General features: G+C 41.1%; 13 protein-coding genes and 1 pseudogene. 9 read left to right on the forward strand and 5 right to left on the reverse strand.

What is annotated here, in order from left to right; all coding sequences use genetic code 11:
• Positions 1-796 precede the first annotated feature (796 nt).
• From IM496_RS05050 to IM496_RS05065, 4 genes are all read left to right on the forward strand, one after another.
• Entirely contained in the window at positions 797-4,213 is a 3,417-nt protein-coding gene (locus IM496_RS05050) for an Eco57I restriction-modification methylase domain-containing protein (protein ID WP_287661430.1), read from the forward strand.
• Between the two features lie 321 nt (positions 4,214-4,534).
• On the forward strand, positions 4,535-4,996 hold the full coding sequence (locus tag IM496_RS05055; RefSeq protein WP_287661432.1) for a DUF2996 domain-containing protein: 462 nt from the start codon (positions 4,535-4,537) through the stop codon (positions 4,994-4,996).
• A 79-nt stretch (positions 4,997-5,075) separates the two neighbouring features.
• Positions 5,076-5,453, forward strand: a complete 378-nt coding sequence (locus IM496_RS05060; protein ID WP_104395290.1) for a DUF3110 domain-containing protein — start codon at positions 5,076-5,078, stop codon at positions 5,451-5,453.
• 191 nt (positions 5,454-5,644) lie between these two features.
• Positions 5,645-6,064 (forward strand): YraN family protein, encoded by a 420-nt coding sequence (locus tag IM496_RS05065; protein WP_271956354.1) that lies wholly within the window; start codon positions 5,645-5,647, stop codon positions 6,062-6,064.
• Positions 6,065-6,665: 601 nt separating this feature from the next.
• On the opposite strand, the gene IM496_RS05070 is transcribed toward IM496_RS05065, so the two are convergent.
• On the reverse strand, positions 6,666-7,466 hold the full coding sequence (locus IM496_RS05070) for a tetratricopeptide repeat protein (protein WP_194014489.1): 801 nt from the start codon (positions 7,464-7,466) through the stop codon (positions 6,666-6,668).
• Between the two features lie 274 nt (positions 7,467-7,740).
• Between IM496_RS05070 and patR the strand changes: the two genes are divergently transcribed.
• On the forward strand, positions 7,741-8,613 hold the full coding sequence (patR, locus tag IM496_RS05075) for a heterocyst master regulator PatR (protein WP_194014487.1): 873 nt from the start codon (positions 7,741-7,743) through the stop codon (positions 8,611-8,613).
• A gap of 67 nt (positions 8,614-8,680) precedes the next feature.
• Here patR and IM496_RS05080 read toward each other — a convergent pair whose 3' ends face one another.
• Entirely contained in the window at positions 8,681-9,154 is a 474-nt protein-coding gene (locus IM496_RS05080; RefSeq protein WP_194014485.1) for a hypothetical protein, read from the reverse strand.
• Between the two features lie 39 nt (positions 9,155-9,193).
• Between IM496_RS05080 and IM496_RS05085 the strand changes: the two genes are divergently transcribed.
• Positions 9,194-10,117 carry a lysylphosphatidylglycerol synthase domain-containing protein gene (locus IM496_RS05085; protein WP_194014483.1) on the forward strand — a complete coding sequence of 308 codons (924 nt, stop codon included), beginning with the start codon at positions 9,194-9,196 and terminating at the stop codon, positions 10,115-10,117.
• Between the two features lie 65 nt (positions 10,118-10,182).
• Here the strand turns inward: IM496_RS05085 and IM496_RS05090 are convergent, their stop codons facing one another.
• Together IM496_RS05090 and IM496_RS05095 are read right to left on the reverse strand one after the other, a co-directional pair.
• Positions 10,183-10,419 carry a hypothetical protein gene (locus IM496_RS05090; protein WP_012265643.1) on the reverse strand — a complete coding sequence of 79 codons (237 nt, stop codon included), beginning with the start codon at positions 10,417-10,419 and terminating at the stop codon, positions 10,183-10,185.
• 117 nt (positions 10,420-10,536) lie between these two features.
• Positions 10,537-10,893 (reverse strand): hypothetical protein, encoded by a 357-nt coding sequence (locus IM496_RS05095; RefSeq protein ID WP_194014481.1) that lies wholly within the window; start codon positions 10,891-10,893, stop codon positions 10,537-10,539.
• A 114-nt stretch (positions 10,894-11,007) separates the two neighbouring features.
• Here IM496_RS05095 and IM496_RS05100 point away from each other — a divergent pair, with 114 nt between their 5' ends.
• Positions 11,008-14,331, forward strand: coding sequence for an AAA-like domain-containing protein (locus IM496_RS05100; RefSeq protein ID WP_287661439.1), 3,324 nt, complete (start codon positions 11,008-11,010; stop codon positions 14,329-14,331).
• 199 nt (positions 14,332-14,530) lie between these two features.
• Here IM496_RS05100 and IM496_RS05105 read toward each other — a convergent pair whose 3' ends face one another.
• The gene (locus IM496_RS05105; protein ID WP_194014477.1) at positions 14,531-15,370 is read right to left on the reverse strand and encodes a Ycf66 family protein; all 840 of its coding nucleotides are present in this window, start codon (positions 15,368-15,370) and stop codon (positions 14,531-14,533) included.
• Positions 15,371-15,535: 165 nt separating this feature from the next.
• Here IM496_RS05105 and IM496_RS22295 point away from each other — a divergent pair.
• A pseudogene (locus tag IM496_RS22295) lies at positions 15,536-15,721 on the forward strand (WD40 repeat domain-containing protein).
• 177 nt (positions 15,722-15,898) lie between these two features.
• Positions 15,899-16,882: a DNA polymerase III subunit delta gene (gene holA, locus IM496_RS05110; RefSeq protein WP_194014475.1), complete on the forward strand. Its 984-nt coding sequence runs from the start codon at positions 15,899-15,901 to the stop codon at positions 16,880-16,882.
• The last annotated feature ends 185 nt before the right edge of the window (positions 16,883-17,067 follow it).

Here is a 17,067-nt window from a genome sequence, read left to right on the forward strand (position 1 = left end):
AAGTCCCCCTTATCAAGGGGGATTTAGGGGTATCTAACCAATTCAAGTCCCCCTTATCAAGGGGGATTTAGGGGTATCTAACCAATTCAAGTCCCCCTTATCAAGGGGGATTTAGGGGTATCTAACCAATTCAAGTCCCCCTTATCAAGGGGGATTTAGGAGGATCAAACCCAATTCAAGGGGGATTTAGGGGGATCAAACCAATTCAAGTCCCCCTTATCAAGGGGGATTTAGGGGGATCAAACCAATTCAAGTCCCCCTTATCAAGGGGGATTTAGGGGGATCAAACCAATTCAAGGGGGATTTAGGGGTATCTAACCAATTCAAGTCCCCCTTATCAAGGGGGATTTAGGGGGATCAAACCAATTCAAGTCCCCCTTATCAAGGGGGATTTAGGGGGATCTAACCAATTCAAGGGGGATTTAGGGGTATCTAAACCAATTCAAGTCCCCCTTATCAAGGGGGATTTAGGGGGATCTAACCTTATCAAGTCCCCCTTATCAAGGGGGATTTAGGAGGATCAAACCAATTCAAGGGGGATTTAGGGGGATCTAACCAATTCAAGTCCCCCTTATCAAGGGGGATTTAGGGGGATCTAACCAATTCAAGTCCCCCTTATCAAGGGGGATTTAGGGGGATCAAACCAATTCAAGTCCCCCTTATCAAGGGGGATTTAGGGGGATCAAACCAATTCAAGGGGGATTTAGGGGGATCAAACCTTTTGCTATATTAAATGTATCTCCAATCTCAGCGAAGCGAATTGGATTGGTTCATAATTTATCGATATTTATCCATTATGCCCCTCAACTTCTCCCGGACTCGTGACTTATTATCTAACTTCCAATTTGGGGAACTGTTTATCGAGGAATTGGGATGGTCTCATCCTCGCGCAAAAAAAACTGTTAGTATCACCGTTGACAACCAAGAATATCCCTGTCAACGAATTGCGGAAGTGTCCGGAGTAGCAGTATTAGAGGTGACAACTACCGATATACCCGATGCGAAACTTCGTCGGGACATTCACCAGCAAGTTATCGAAAGAATTGCCGAAAATCTGCTAATTTTCGTCGATGGGGGACGGACACGCAGTTTATGGTACTGGGTAAAAAGAGAGGGAAGTAAAAGTTATATCCGTGACCATCTTTATATAAAAGGACAACCGGGAGATTTATTTCTCGGTAAACTAGCGGAATTAGTCCTCGATATCACCGATTTTGAAGATGGGGAACCCTCCGTGGTGGAGGTGGCCCATCGCTTACAAAAAGGTTTCGATATCGAAAAGATTACCAAGAAATTTTATCAGGAATTTCAGCGAGAGCATTTACAGTTCCTCCCCTTTATCCAAGGAATCGATCGAGAAAGCGATCGAAAATGGTACACTTCGGTTATTCTCAATCGTTTAATGTTCGTCTATTTCCTGCAGCGCAAGGGATTTATCGATAACGACTTCAACTATCTGCAAAACCAATTACAAGCAAGTCAACGACGCGGGAAAAATTTATTTTATCGTCAGTTTCTGCAAACCCTCTTTTTCCAAGCATTCGCTCAACCAGAATCCCAACGAGATGAGACAGTAACTGCATTGGTGGGAAAAGTCAAATATCTTAACGGAGGATTATTTCTCCAACATCCCCTCGAAAATCTTTATCAAAACATTTGTATTGATGACCAAGCATTTGAGAATATCCTCGATTTATTCTCCCGTTACTCTTGGAACCTTGACGACACTCCGGGGGGAAGCGATGACGAAATTAACCCCGATGTTTTGGGATATATCTTTGAAAAGTATATCAACCAAAAAGCTTTCGGTGCTTACTATACCCGTCCGGAGATTACTGAATATCTCTGTGATAGGACGATTAATAAATGGATTGTCGAGAGAAGCAATCAACATTATCCCCGCAAACAATTTGCCAGTATTTCTGAACTACTAATCAATCTCGATTCTCCCCTCTGTCAGCTTCTGATTGAAGATATTCTTCCCCAGCTTTCTATTTTAGACCCTGCCTGTGGTTCCGGTGCTTTTTTAGTGGCTGCGATGAAGACATTAATCGGAATTTATAGCGCGGTGATTGGGACAATTGAACTACGGGGAGACAGTAAATTAAAACAGTGGTTAACAGAGGTAAGAAAATCCCATCCCTCTCTCGGATATTACATCAAAAAAAGAATTATTTCCGATAACCTCTACGGTGTCGATATCATGGAGGAAGCGACGGAAATCGCGAAACTGCGTTTATTTCTCGCTTTAGTTGCTGCCGCACAATCGGTGACAGAATTGGAACCCTTACCGAATATTGATTTTAATATCATGTCGGGAAATTCCCTCATCGGGTTAATTCGCGTGGACGAAAAAAGTTTTAATCTCATGGGAGAGGAAAACATTCTGCAAACCCTCACCGCGCAAAATTATCAGGCAATTCTCGCGGAAAAAAATCGCAGTATTGAATTATACAAAGAACACGCTTTTCGATTGGGAGAAGTAGAGGGAACCCCCCAAGAAAACCGTCTCCAGATGTTACGCAATCACATCGAGGATGTCAACCGCGAATCGGTGCAGAAATTAAACCAAATTCTCTTAGATGAGTTTAGCGGTAAGTTGTCAATCAAGTACGAATCTGCACAATTAACGGGAAAAGCAAAGAAACGTTTATTAACTCTCTCTGATATGCAGTCCCTGAAACCCTTCCACTGGGGTTATCACTTCGATAAACTGATTACAGAAAAAGGTGGTTTTGATGTGATTATCACCAATCCCCCTTGGGAAGTCTTTAAACCCCAAGCGAAAGAATTTTTTTCTCAGCATAGCGACTTGGTGACTAAAAATAAAATGGACATCAAGACGTTTGAAAAGGAACAGAAAAAACTATTAACTAATCCCGAAATCGCTCAAGCATGGTTAGAATATCAAAGTCAATACCCCCACGTTAATCTCTATTTTCGTTCTTCGGAACAATATAAAAATCAAATCTCTATTGTCAATGGTAAAAAGCAAGGGACGGATCTTAATCTCTATAAGCTTTTTGTTGAACAATGTTTTAATCTTCTCCATCCCCGGGGAGAATGTGGAATAGTTATTCCCAGTGGAATTTATACTGATTTAGGGTCTAAACAACTGCGAGAAATGTTATTTTCTCAGACAAACCTGACAGGATTATTTTGTTTTGAAAATCGTAAAACAATTTTTGAAGGTGTAGATAGTCGCTTTAAGTTTGTCATTCTAACTTTTGAGAAAAATAAACAAACTCTTTCCTTTCCTGTGGAATTTATGCGTCACGATGTTGAGGAATTACAACGTTTTCCCCATAAAGATAGTTTAGTAATTAGCGTCGATTTAATCCGCAAACTATCCCCCGATTCCCTCTCGGTAATGGAATTTAAACAAGATATAGATATTCATATCGCAGAAAAAATGTCTCGTTTTCCTCTGCTAGGAGAAACCCTTCCCGATACATGGAATCTCAAGTTAACTCGCGAATTTCACATGACTGATGATAGTTATTTATTTAAAACTGAACCCGCAGAGGGAAGACTACCCCTCTACGAAGGAAAAATGATTCATCAATTCACCCATCGGTATGCTTTACCGAAATACTGGTTAGATGAAAAAGAAGCAAGACAAGCTTTATTAAAACGCGGTGAAGTCGATAAAGGTCAAATCTTGGACTATCAAACCTATCGTTTAGGATTTCGTGATGTTGCTAGAAATACGGATATTAGAACTATGATAGCTACAATTTTACCTCCTAATTTATTTTGTCCCCATACAATGAGTTTAGAAAAAATCGATAAGCAACCAACTATAAGTTTAAAAGAAAAATGTTATCTATTGTCCATTTTTAATAGCTTTGTTTTTGATAGAAGTATCCGAGATAAAGTTACATCTCATTTATCGTTTTTCTACATATATCAACTACCTATCCCCCGACTAAAAGAGGGAGATAAATACTTTCAGGAGATAGTAGAAAATGCGGCGAAATTGATTTGTACTACAGAAGAATTTGATCAATTAGCGAAAGAAGTGGGGATAGGTTCCCATAAAAATGGAGTCACAGAAGAAGCAGAAAGAATGGCAATTAGAGCGAAATTAGATGCAATAGTCGCCCACTTGTATGAATTAACCCCAACAGAATTTCAACATATATTAAGTACCTTTCCCCTCGTCCCCGAAAGCGTCAAAACTGCCACCCTCAAAGCTTACCAAACCCTGTAAGGGAATTATGAATGATGAAGTGGGGAAATTGAACTAAAACCCCATAAACCCCCAACGGGTAGGGTTGATTCATGAATCAACCCTACAATAAATCAACCCTACTTGATAAGGGGGGTGTCTGATAATTTTTAACGCCTACCTACTTAGATATAGAGGTTTTCATTACCCTGTCTGGTTATACCTCATCTTTATGAAAAATGATCTTACTGGAAAAATGGCTAATCAATGGGGTAAATAAAAGCTGATAGCTAAAAAAACTGATAACTGATAACCCGGGAGAAAATATAATTGTAGCTACCTACCCATTCCAGATTAATTCCTATGGCAGAAGAAACCACCACCCCCGCAACTCCGGCAGCAGAAGCAGAAAAACCGGCTCAACCTGCGGCTGTTAAGAAACCCAAGGAGCCTACCGTCGAGGAAAAACCCTTTGCTGAATTTATCGAGCAGCATTTTCAACCCGCACTGGCGGCAGCCTTGCAAAAGCTGGGTATAACTGACATAAAACTGTCCTTTAAACAGGATAAAATTGCCGTGCAGGGCTTTTCTAGTTCTCCCTGTTGGCAGTTAAGCGGCAATTGGCTCGGAGGAATGCGTCAATTTAGCATTTATTTTTTGGAAGAAAACATCAACGGTAAAAAAGCTTTTTCCCAGGCTGAGGGCGGCGCTCAAGCTAGTACACTTGAATCATTTATGATCGATGAAAGGAAAGTTAGTCTTGATTTACTGTTGTTTTACACCCTGCAACGGCTTAATGGTCAAAAGTGGTTGACGAGAAACTAAAATTACTGAGGATTAGCGATCGAGAAGGGGGGTAAAATGAGCATAGACGACCACTGCTTATCGATCGCTAATAGTAATTATGCGTGTATTTGTACTACTTTTTAACGCGGGCACAGAAAACGAAGGTATCCACACCATTCAAATGGGAGCTATCAATAAGGTGTTGATGTTTGAATCGGAAGATGATGCCACCCGTTATGCGCTGCTGTTAGAGGCCCAGGATTTCCCGACTCCCACGGTAGAGAAAATTGATTCGGAGGAAGTGGCAGAATTTTGTCGCGATGCTGGCTATCAAGCGGAGATGATTGAAGCGGGTATGTTGGTAATTCCCCCCGAAAGCAATGCCTCGGAGTTGGATTGGCAAAAAGAGGAAGTCCCCCCCGCCGAGGAAGAGTTTTCCGAGATTCCCGATGCGGAGTTAGACAGCATCCGTCGTCGTCTAGAAGGACTTTTGTAATAGACCTCTGGTAAAGAAAATTGTCCTGCTTGGTTCGGAGACAGGAGACAGGAGACAGGAGCCAGTAGTCAGGAGTTCGGAGTCAGAAGACAGGATAATAAATCAACGTTGTTCCCTGTTCCCTGTTCCCTGTTCCCTGTTCCCTGTTCCCTGTTCCCTGTTCACTGTTCACTGATAACTGATAACTGAATATGACAACTGTGGGGGAATTAGGCGAAAATTTGGTGGCGGATTGGTTGCAATTACAGGAATGGCATATCCTCCAGCGTCGTTGGCGTAGTGGCGGCGGTGAAATCGATTTAATCGTCTTGTCTAAATCTCAGGCGATTCTCGCTTTTGTCGAGGTGAAAACCCGCAGCGCCGGCAATTGGGATTTAGGGGGCAAATTAGCCATCGATGACCGTAAACAGGGGAGAATTTACGAAGCTGCCCAGATATTTCTCTCCTTTTATCCCCAATGGTCCGATTTAACCTGTCGTTTCGATGTGGCTTTAGTTAGTTGTCAAAAAAGTTCTCTATTAGCTTTACCTGAGTTTTCCCTTGATTATCCCTGTCAGCGACAGGCAGGTTATCAATTGCAATTACAGGAATATCTCGTGGCGGTTTTCTAAAAACACAATAGGCCCGCCTAGGGAGGCGGGCTTCATCTTGTACAAACGATATGGACTCCTAAAAAATTAACGGACTCAACATAATAGAGGTTTACGGAACCCACAACAGTCTATCTGTCAACTATCAAGATTTCTCAGTTTACCGACTCAGGTGATGATTACGGCTCACTCCATCTGTCCTATATCGAGCAACAGAGGCGAAACCATACTTTACTTTACAAACTTTGAGAATCTGCGTCCGATTTAGCTGTTGCGTTGAGCTAGAGCAGGTGGCACAGGCTCTAGGTCTTTTTGCCTGAAAGGAAGTTGAGTCGCTTCCTTTGTGCCTTTATGTTTTTAATATAACACCCTTGTCGGGACTCGATCGAGCTTGTGATTAAAGTTTACATTTATTGATTTTTAGTAAAAATTGCCGTTACAAAACTATGGGAATTATGAATTATGAATTATGAATTATGAATTGGGGAGGTGGGAATTATGAATTATGAATTGGGAAGTGGGGGAAGTGGGGGAAGTGGGGAAGCTGTCCTATCACCCCAAAACCCTATCACCCTATCACCCTATCACCCTATCACCCGATCTCCTGACTTCCGAATCCTGATTACTGATCACTGATTAGGGACTGAATCTCCTCTTTGTAGGCAAAAGGAGCGCGACTGAGAGCCTCTTGAAAGAGGGGTTGAGCCTCTTGATTTTTGCCCTGTTCTTTTAGTACGATCGCAGTCGCTAAAATCGGTCGGAAATCGTTAACATCCATCTGTTGAGCTTGTTTATAGGCGTTTAAAGCTTCTGGATAATTTTGCTGCTCGAAATAGATTTTGCCTAAAAGTAACTGAACGGAAACGATATCGATTAAACTAGCTGGATTATTGGGATCGGCAGCGGCTTTTAAAGCGCGATCAATCGTGTCTTGGACCAGACTAATCGCCTCGGTATGGCGGTTTTGGCTGAGAAATAAATTAGTTAATCCGGTCAAGGCTTGTAGATCTTGGGGTTGGGAGGCCAAAAGGCTGCGATAACTGGCTGTGGCTCCTGCATAGTCCTCTATTTGCCGTTTTGCTTCCGCTAAAAGTAGTAGATAATCGGATTGTTGGGGGTTAAGTTGCGCTAATTTTTCTAAAGGTTCGATCGCTTGCTTTAAATCGCCCTGCTGTAAGCGAGTATCTAATAATCCCCGCAAAGCTGCCTGATTATCGGGTTCGCGCTCTAAAACCATCTGATAACCCAGTGCTTGACTGGCTAATTCCTCTTGTTTCACTGCGGACAGATGACTCTGGCCCGAGGAGTGCTGACTTTTGAGAATAGAAGTCAATAGCGGCATAGTCGAGAAGGACAGCAAAGCAAATAACATCAGGATGAGACCGATGGACAGCCAACGACGGTTAGAGAGAGAGGCTTTCATAGACTGGGGTGCGAGGGGACAGACAAGAAAATGTTATGGAAATCTAGAGATTTGATGAGGGGATCGATCAAATTGGCCGCTCTTTATTGAGTACAATGGGCAGACAGTCAAGACTCAAAAGGGTTTTGACAAGGTTGACAGTCAGAAGATCATGGTTCTTAATATATTAGATGCCAGTAGATTCGCCCTAGAGGGTTATTGTAATCCTCTAGATCGCGCTTTTGACTTGCTTGACTACTAATTTACTATGTGTCTCCGCCGCTAGGAGTGTGATATGAATCGTCCTGGGAATCGGTTTACCGAATCACCGAAAACCCCCCCGACTTCTGAAGTTCCACTTCAGGATGTCCCTCTTGAGTCCCCCCATACTGAGGCTGACTTAGCCGTAGAGTCAGCCACCCCCGAAGAAGTCAAACGCCAACAACCGATCCCCCCTCCCAGTCATCTGCGGCAGTATCGGGCGATCGGTCTCGTCTATGGCCATTATCAGCGATCGGAGGAACAATTAACTAAAGGCAATATTTTAACTGCCGATGGTACTCTGATCGATTCTGTGATTCTCGGTCGGGTGATCAGTTTGGTTAAAAATCATCTCGATCTGGAAAAACCCCATCTTTGGGTGGTTTATCCGCGCACCCGTCAGGAAAATGATGCCCTTCATGTTCAGATTGTCGGTGTTTGGGAACCAGAAACCCTGAAAAAAGAGGATGATCCAGAGATAGAGCCACTCCTCGCTTCTACCCCGGGTTATTTTTCGATTCGAGGTGAAGTCATCTTTACTGAACGGGAAAATCAAGCGGTAGTGGTCAAAATCCGACAAATGCCCAAAACTGAAGCGGAGAAACCCAAGTTTTTTAAACTAAAATTGCGCGGCACTTTGCCAGGTAAACCAGTCAGTCGTTTTTGGGATTTTCAAGTACAGATGAAAGGGGATGCCTTAACTATTTTGGAAGGTTTAGACCTCGGTTTTGCCAGCAAGAAAAAACCGATGGGTAAGGGGGGTTTTAAAAAGCCTTTTGATAAAAATCGTCATCCCTCGGGCGATAGATATTCTCGACCGGAAGGGGAAGGAGAAAAGCGACCTTTTGCCCCCGGACAATCCCCTATCCCTCGGCCTTCCCGACCAAAAACCCTATCGGAAAACTAATTTTTTCTAAGGATGGGTGCAGAACCCATCCCTAGGTTTACAGGCTTTTTCAGGAGTTAGTTGCTCCTTAGTATCTGGGAATATAAGCGCGAATTCTATAACTATAATCTGTTCCCAAAATCTCGGTGATAAAAACCGCGAACTGAGTGCCTAAAATCGCTTCATCGGCAGAACTAAAAGATTTATAATCTTCTATTAACCACTCTTGACCACCATTAACTAAGGTACATCTAAAGGTGCCAAGAGATTCGGCGATTTCTGTATATTCTGTATAGTTTCTCGTTCTTACTTCCCCCGTACTATCTGCCCTCAAACACAATTGATTAAGTTCTGCATAAAATTTGTCAGGAATTTTGTTTAAATCACCCCCTTTAGTTGCCCAACGCATAAAAAGATGGAAAGACCAAGGAAGATTGAGATAAACTAGATAACATAAAACCAGAGTAATTGTTAAATATAAGGAAGAAGTCAGGAATTTATCATATTTCCTTTTTCGGGATCGATTTAGACGTTTGGCTAAATCTAGCTTTGATTTTCTCATGAATTTTAATTAGTTAAAAGTAATTCGTAAAAAGTTAAGATGTATAAAAGAATTCTGCGTTTTGCTCCGATTATCCTGTCCTTGAGTTTGTTTATTCTAGCGGTCTGGGCAATTAGTCAAGAATTTAAACACTACACTTTTGCACAACTCTTGGCTAGTTTGGATCATATTACCACAAGTCGTAAGCTAGAAGCTATTTTTTGGATGGCTTTGGGTTATTTGTCGATGACGGGTTATGATCGCCTAGGTTTTTATTATATCAATCATCCCTTAGCTTTAGGCACTATTATCCGTACTGCTTTTATCAGTTATGCTCTTGGTAATACCATTGGTTTAACCTTATTTTCTGGAACTGCGATCCGTTATCGTTTCTATACTCCTGCGGGGGTGGGGGTGGTGGATATTGCCAAAGTTATCACTTTTACCCATTTAAGCTTTTGGTTAGGAATGTTAGGCATTGGTGGTGTAAGTTTTCTCCTCGATCCCCAACGGATTCCTCAACTTTTAAAATTACCTTTCTTAACTACTAAACCTTTAGGAATAATTTTTTTATTGCTGGTTACTGGCTATTTTTTCTTGGCTCTCACCTATAAAAAACCCATAAAAATCGGCAAAGAAAATATATATCTACCCTCTTGGAATCTTTCCCTGGCTTTGATTTTGTTGACTTTTATTGATTGGATATTAGCCGCTAGAGTTCTATATCTTCTTCTCCCGGACAACTATAATACTTCGTTTTTAGGATTTTTCGGTCTCTACGTATTTGCCATGACGGCAGGGGTATTAAGCAATGTGCCGGGGGGAATAGGTGTTTTTGAGTTTATCATGCTGAGATTACGACCGGAATATGTATCTAATGGCGAGCTTTTAGGTTCTTTAATCGCCTATCGAGCTATTTATTATTTCCTGCCTTTAATTGTCGCTTTTGTCTGGTTATTGGGTTACGAGGCGCGCAGAAAATAAGCTCTTCAAATTAGCTTAAACGGACAGAAAAAGTCCCCATGCCGTCATAGCTGGGGAGCATCAATCTAGTAGGCTAAAGTTTCTAAAGTTTCCCGTAGATAGGAACAAATGCGAGCATCGGCATCGTCTCTATTTTTACCTGATTCTAGTTGTTCTTGCTGCCAACGCCGAAAACCGGAACTAGCGGCGATGGCTTGTTTTAAATGCTCCCAAGTATGATGATCTTTGTGAAGTGGGGTGTCGGAAAATGTGCTAGAGTTGCCCATCTTTACCTCTCGTGGTAGGGTTGCACCTTTTAACATAACTTAAAAATCGCTGAAAATTCTGATAACTGGGACACAATTAGGCAGAAAAAGGTGTTGCCTAGCGGGAAATCTGCGGGGATGCCAACACCTTTTTTGAGGGAATCTAGCGGATTTTTAGGAGATTTTGCTGGTTTCTGCCGCTTCTTCCGTCACCACTGCCTGATTTAAAGCTGCGGGGGGAATGGGGATAGGAAATACCGCCGGCAGATTAGCGGTGGCATCTTCAGGAGGCTGCGCAGAGTGAAAACGACGGTAGCTTAAAACACCCGCTACGGTGATTGCTCCTGTAGCAGCGGCAACCCCTAAAATAAGTTTGTTAGGATTGACATGGAAGGTGGTATTGCTGCCAAAAATGCTTTTACCTTTAGCGAAAGCACAAGCGGAGGCGCTGCCGGCATCAAGAGTACCTAAAACAATGCCACTGACGAGGGTGGCACTAACGGCGATGGAGGTGAAAAAAGTTTTCTTCATAATTGCCTTGGGGATAGGTTGTCAATAGCGATTATCCTTGCATTATAGATATCTAAATCACAATTGTCTATTTTATTTCCGTTGGTGACATTGAAATAATTTTGTTTAAGAATAATGAATTATCAATATCGTGTCGGGGGTAGTCTTGCCTATAACCATCCTACCTATATCGAGAGAAATGCCGATCGAGAACTGTTAACGGCGTTGAAAAATGGTCAATTTTGCTACGTTTTTAACTGTCGTCAGATGGGTAAATCCAGTTTAAGGGTACGAGTGACTCATATCTTACAGCAATTAGGCATGGATTGCGCGTCCGTAGATATAACCAGCATTGGTAGTAATGATAATTTATCCCAATGGTATAACGGCGTGATCACCCGTTTGTTTTTAGGATTTAATCTGACGGGAAAAATTAATCTTAAATCCTGGTTGCGCGATCGAGAGGATTTACCTCCCGTGCAGCGTTTGGGACAATTTATCGAGGAAGTTTTATTAGTTTATTGTCGGGGAGAGAAAATATATATTTTTATCGACGAGATCGATAAAATTCTCAGTTTACAGTTTTCTCTAGATGACTTTTTTTCCCTGATTCGTTATTGTTATAACCAAAGAGCGGAAAATTCCCAGTATGAAAGAATTACTTTCGCTTTATTCGGTGTTGCTACCCCAGCAGATTTAATTCGCGAAAAGACCCAAACATCTTTTAATATCGGCCAAGCGATCGAATTAACGGGATTTAATTTGACCGAAATTACTCCTTTAGCTGAGGGATTATCCAGTCAAAGTAATTATCAACCCGACTGCTTAGAAAAAGTTATTTTTTGGACGGGAGGACAGCCATTTTTAACCCAGAAAATCTGTCAGCTATTGCTGGAAAGTGATTTAGATATTGAGACGCTAATCAAAGAGAAAATTATTAATAATTGGGAATCTCATGATGAACCAGTGCATCTGCGAACTATTGCCGATCGCTTGTTAAGAAATCAAGACAAAGCCGGTCGTTTGTTAGGCATCTATCAACAAATTTTAGAAAAAGGTGCAATCCTGTGCGATGATAGTCCAGAACAAGGGGAATTAAGGTTATCGGGATTAGTGGTAAAAAAGGATAATGAATTAGTAGTTTATAATCCTATTTATCGAGAAATATTTAATCTCAATTGGCTGGAAAAACAATTAGAGCAATTGCGTCCCTACTCAGAAGCAATCGCCGCTTGGCAACAGTCTAATTATACCGATGAATCGCGGCTTTTACGCGGAAAAGCTTTAAATAATGCCCTCGATTGGTCTCAGGGGAAAAGCTTAAGTAATCTTGATTATCAGTTTTTAACTGCTAGTCAAAATCTCGATAAAAGAGAGGCGGAAATTAGCTTAAAAACTCAGAAGCAAGCTAATAAAATTCTAGCAATCGCTCACCAAAAAGCCACCAAGAGAATTAAAATTGGCTCGGTAATTTTAATTGTTTCTCTCTTGGGTTCTCTCTTAGCTTTTGTCCAGGTAAAACAAGCGTGGCAGCAAGTAGAAACCGCTCAACTAGGTATTCAATTACAGCGCCAGGGTGATAGTTATTGGCAACAATTTCAATTTGAACAATTAGAATCTTTAATTGCATCCATGCAAGCAGTCAATAGTTTAAAAAATATCGTTACCGATGGGCAACCCTTGAGTAAATATCCTGCTACCAGTCCAATTATTACCCTCCAACAAATTTTAGATCGTATTCAAGAAAAAAAACAACTGCGAGGACATCAGGGAACTATTTATAGTGTTAGTATTAGTCCTGATCGTCAAAAAATAGCCACTGCTTCCCAAGATGGGACGGTAAAAATTTGGAATCAAAAAGGTGAGAATATTCAAACTTTGACCGGTCATCAGGGAGCAGTTTATAGTGTTAGTTTTAGTCCCGATAGTCAAAAAATTGCCACCGCTTCCGAAGATAAAACCGCCAAAATTTGGAACTTGCAAGGACAAAATTTAGTCACCTATCCTGACCATCAAGAATCTGTTTATAGTGTTAGTTTTAGTCCCGATGGTCAAAAAATTGTGACTACTTCCAGAGATAAAACCGCTAGATTATGGAATTTATCAGGTGAAACTTTACAGGTATTTAAGGGACATAAAAGATCGATAGATGCAGCTAGTTTTAGTCCCGATGGTCAAAAAATTGCCACCGCTTCCCGGGATGGTACGATTAAAATCTGGGATTTATCAGGTAAAATTATCTTGAGTTTAGGCCAAGAAAATATTGGGGCTTTTTATAGTGTTAATTTTAGTCCCGACGGTCAAAAAATTGCTGGAGCAGCGGCCGATAAAACTGCTAAAATCTGGGATTTAGAGGGAAATTTAATAGCTACTTTCCGGGGACATCAAGATTTTGTCAACAGTGTTAATTTTAGTCCTGATGGCAAGTTTATAATTACTGCATCTAGTGACAGTAGTGCTAAAATTTGGGGAATGCAAGGGGAAGAAATAACCACTCTTAGAGGACATCAAGAATCAGTTTTTACTGCTGTATTTAGTCAAGATGGAAAAGAGGTGGTAACTGGATCGAGTGATGAAACGGCTAAAATTTGGCAACTGAACAATTTAAATCAAGCTAAGTCCGATAATACCAGTGTTAGCATTAATTCCCAGGGCAATATTATCGCTATTGCTAATAAAGATGGTCAGATTACTTTACTGGATTCACAAGGTAAAAAAATTAGAGAATTTACCACAAAAATGCGCTCAATCTATAGTATTGCTTTTCATCCCGATAGTAATCAGATAGCGATTACAGGAAGAAATGGAAAAGTACAAATCTGGAGTCAAAAAGGAACAATGCTTCAAGAATTTACTGCTAGTCAAGTACCGATTTATAGTCTTGCTTTTAATGGAGAGGGAACAGCAATCATCACGGGAACAAGCGAGGGAAAAGTTCAATACTGGCATTTAAGTAATTATCGGCCTCAATTAATTAATTCTTGGACAGCCGATGATAGTATTATCTATAATTTGGTGTTTTCTCCTGATCATCAAAAAATTGCTACCGCTACTCGGGGAAAGATTAAAATTTGGGATTTACAGGGCAATCTTTTAAAGGAGATTAAAACCGATTCTTTTCCCGTTTATGGAGTTAGTTTTAGTCCCGATGGTGAAAAAATCGCTGCTATTTCAAGGGATGGTACAGCTAGACGCTGGGACATGGACGGAAATTTGCGCTCCGAGTTTAAAATAGAAGAAGATATCGTCTATGGGATCACTTTTAGTCCTGATGGTCAAGAGATTGTGATTATTGCTAGGGATGGTCAAAAGCATCGATGGCCTTTAGAAACGGAATATAATTATTTACAAAAATTGCTCGATCGAGGTTGTCTTTGGTTAGAAGATTATCTCGGAAATCGTCCCGAAAAACGAGAAGCTCTATCCCTGTGTACTGGGAAAATAAAACCATCGAATTAAATTAATTTTTCAAGTCATACTGTCAACTTGGTTTAACTGAGTGGGGGCAAAAGTTAAATTAATTAGTTAATTTCTTGAGTAATTAAGTAGCTGGTTATAATTAAATTGAAGTTAGTCCCCCCTTAATAAGGGGGGCATCTGAAAGTTTTTAACACCTACCTACTTATTGCCTAACCCACCCGCTCAATAATCTTAATTTTTAATCCGATGGGGTGGGATTTTCTGCGCCTTGCGAGCGAGTTTCTGGGGGAGTATCTTTTCCGATAGTTTCTTCTGGAGACAAGTCTTCCTCGGTAACTTCAATAATCACCGTTTCGCTAACAGCAATAGTTTCGACTTCAACATTGGCGACAGGTTCAGTCGGGGCAATTTCTGGAGGATTTTCGGAAGGGTTGATCTCTTCTGTTGCCAAATCAAAATCATCGAAATCATCGAAATCATCGAAATCATCGAAAGTTTCCCCATCATCAATAATTTCTTCAGCTTTTTCCTCAATTTCTGTCACTGATTCTGTAGTAGTTTCTCCGATAGCTGCTGCTGTTTCGACAACGGGGGCAACCGTTTCTTGAGCTTTTTCCTCAATTTCTGTCACTGATTCTGTAATAGTTTCTCCGATAGCTGCCGCTGTTTCCACAACGGGATCAACCGTTTCTTTAACCGTTTCTTTAACTTTTGCTGCTACTTTCTCAGGTTTAGCTTTAGTTTTGGGGGATTGAGACGGAGTAACTTTCCCCAGACGATTGCCTAACCAACCGACAATAGTAAATAATTTAACCGGTTTGTCGGGATAAAAAAGTGCTTGTCTGAGTTTGAGAGTTTGCCAAGCGAAAGCAATAAATAAAATGGCCGCGGCAGCTTGTCCGAGGAGGATAGCGCCTGTAATCCTTCCCGCGCACAACCAGAGGACAAGGGCATAGAATAATCCTACCGCACTCCAGAGAAAATCATCTTGACGGTGGCGATCGGGGGCGATAAAAGCGGTGGTGAGGAGGTAGAGACTACTTAATCCCACCACGACCGCTAGGATATAGGGCAACATTTGCGATTCTCCTTTGACATTTCCTTTTTTATTGTGCGTTATTTGGGGTCGATCGAGTCTATTTTTTGATTAATTTGGGAAATTATCGAGTCAGATATTCTTTACCTCTGTTTATGAATAGCCATCGTTAACATTAGGCAATTCTGGGTTTATCCTCTGCTGCTTGTGCTGGTCAGATTAAACAAGCTTTCGGATCAAACGATTAAGTTTTGGTCTTGAACAAGCAAAGAGGAATTAGCAACCCTTGATCAACCCACAGACAAACTGTTATCTTTAGCAATTAGTGCCGATGAGAAATATTTAATTAGTGGTAGTGCTGACAAAAATGTAAAAATTTGGCAAAATGGGTAATAGTGACACCTTAAGATAAGTAAGTAGTTATAATTAAATTGAAGATAAATTTCGCTTCTGATCCCCCCTGCCCCCCTTAATAAGGGGGGTGCCGATTCCCCCTTAGTCCCCCCTTGATCAGAGGGGTGTCTGACAACTTTTAACACCTACCTACTTAACTGCTATAATTAGAAACTCATGCCGACAATATTTTATTGGGGAGAAGATGAATTTGCTATCAACCAATCGGTGAAAAATCTGCAAGCAAAACTTCTTGATCCCAATTGGATACAGTTTAATTATGATAAAATTAATGGTGATCGCAATGAAGCAATTATCGAGGCCCTCAATCAAGCGATGACTCCAGTTTTCGGCATGGGAAATCGTTTAGTTTGGTTAGCCGATACGGTTATTTTTCAACAATGTTCCGAGGATATTCTCAAGGAATTACAGCGCACTTTGCCCAATTTACCCGAAAATTCCTATCTGTTATTAACCAGTGCCAAAAAACCCGACTCCCGCTTAAAATCGAGCAAGTTTATCCAAAATCAGGCGGAGGTTAAAGAATTTGAACTAATTCCGCCTTGGAAAGTCGAGGAAATTGCCCAAAGAGTTAGGGAAATTGCCAAAGAAGTGGGGGTAAAATTAACTCCCGATGCGATCGAACTCTTAGCTGAATCAGTGGGAAATAACAGCCGCTTGCTGTGGATGGAGTTAGAAAAACTGCGTTTATTTAAAAATAATTCGGCGGGAACTATTGACAAAAAGGACATTTTAAGCTTAGTCAATGCCAGCAATCAAAGCAGCTTACAGTTAGCCAGTGCTATTTTAAAACGGGAGACAGGCAAAGCCCTAGAATTGGTTAATGAATTATTAAATCGCAACGAGAACCCCCTAGGTATCACTGCCACCCTAGTGGGTCAATTTCGCACTTGGGCAATAGTAAAATTAAAAATTGAAGAAGGAGAAAAAGACGAGAAAAATATCGCCGCCGCCGCCGAAATTGCCAACCCCAAGCGACTGTATTTCATTCGCAAAGAGATACAATCCTTTTCTTCTAAGCAACTTCTCGCCACCTTGCCCATACTTCTCGAATTAGAATATCGTCTCAAACGGGGTGGAGAACCTTTGGCAACTTTGCAAACCAAAATTATCGAACTTTGTTGTTTATTGGTGACTTAAGTAGGTAGGTATTAAAAACTTTCAGATCCCCCCGCCTATCGGCACCCCCCTTATCAAGCTATCCATTAGTCACATCTTTCTTAACATAAAATTTGACAAAAAGAGAAAAGTGTGCGAGATGGCTCAAGGGGGTTCTATGGGGGAACTAATTTGATGAGATAGTTTCCAAGTCTCGCTGATATCAT

It is taken from the genome of Microcystis sp. M049S2 (assembly GCF_020245625.1).
Classification (GTDB): Bacteria; Cyanobacteriota; Cyanobacteriia; order Cyanobacteriales; family Microcystaceae; genus Microcystis; species Microcystis ichthyoblabe_A.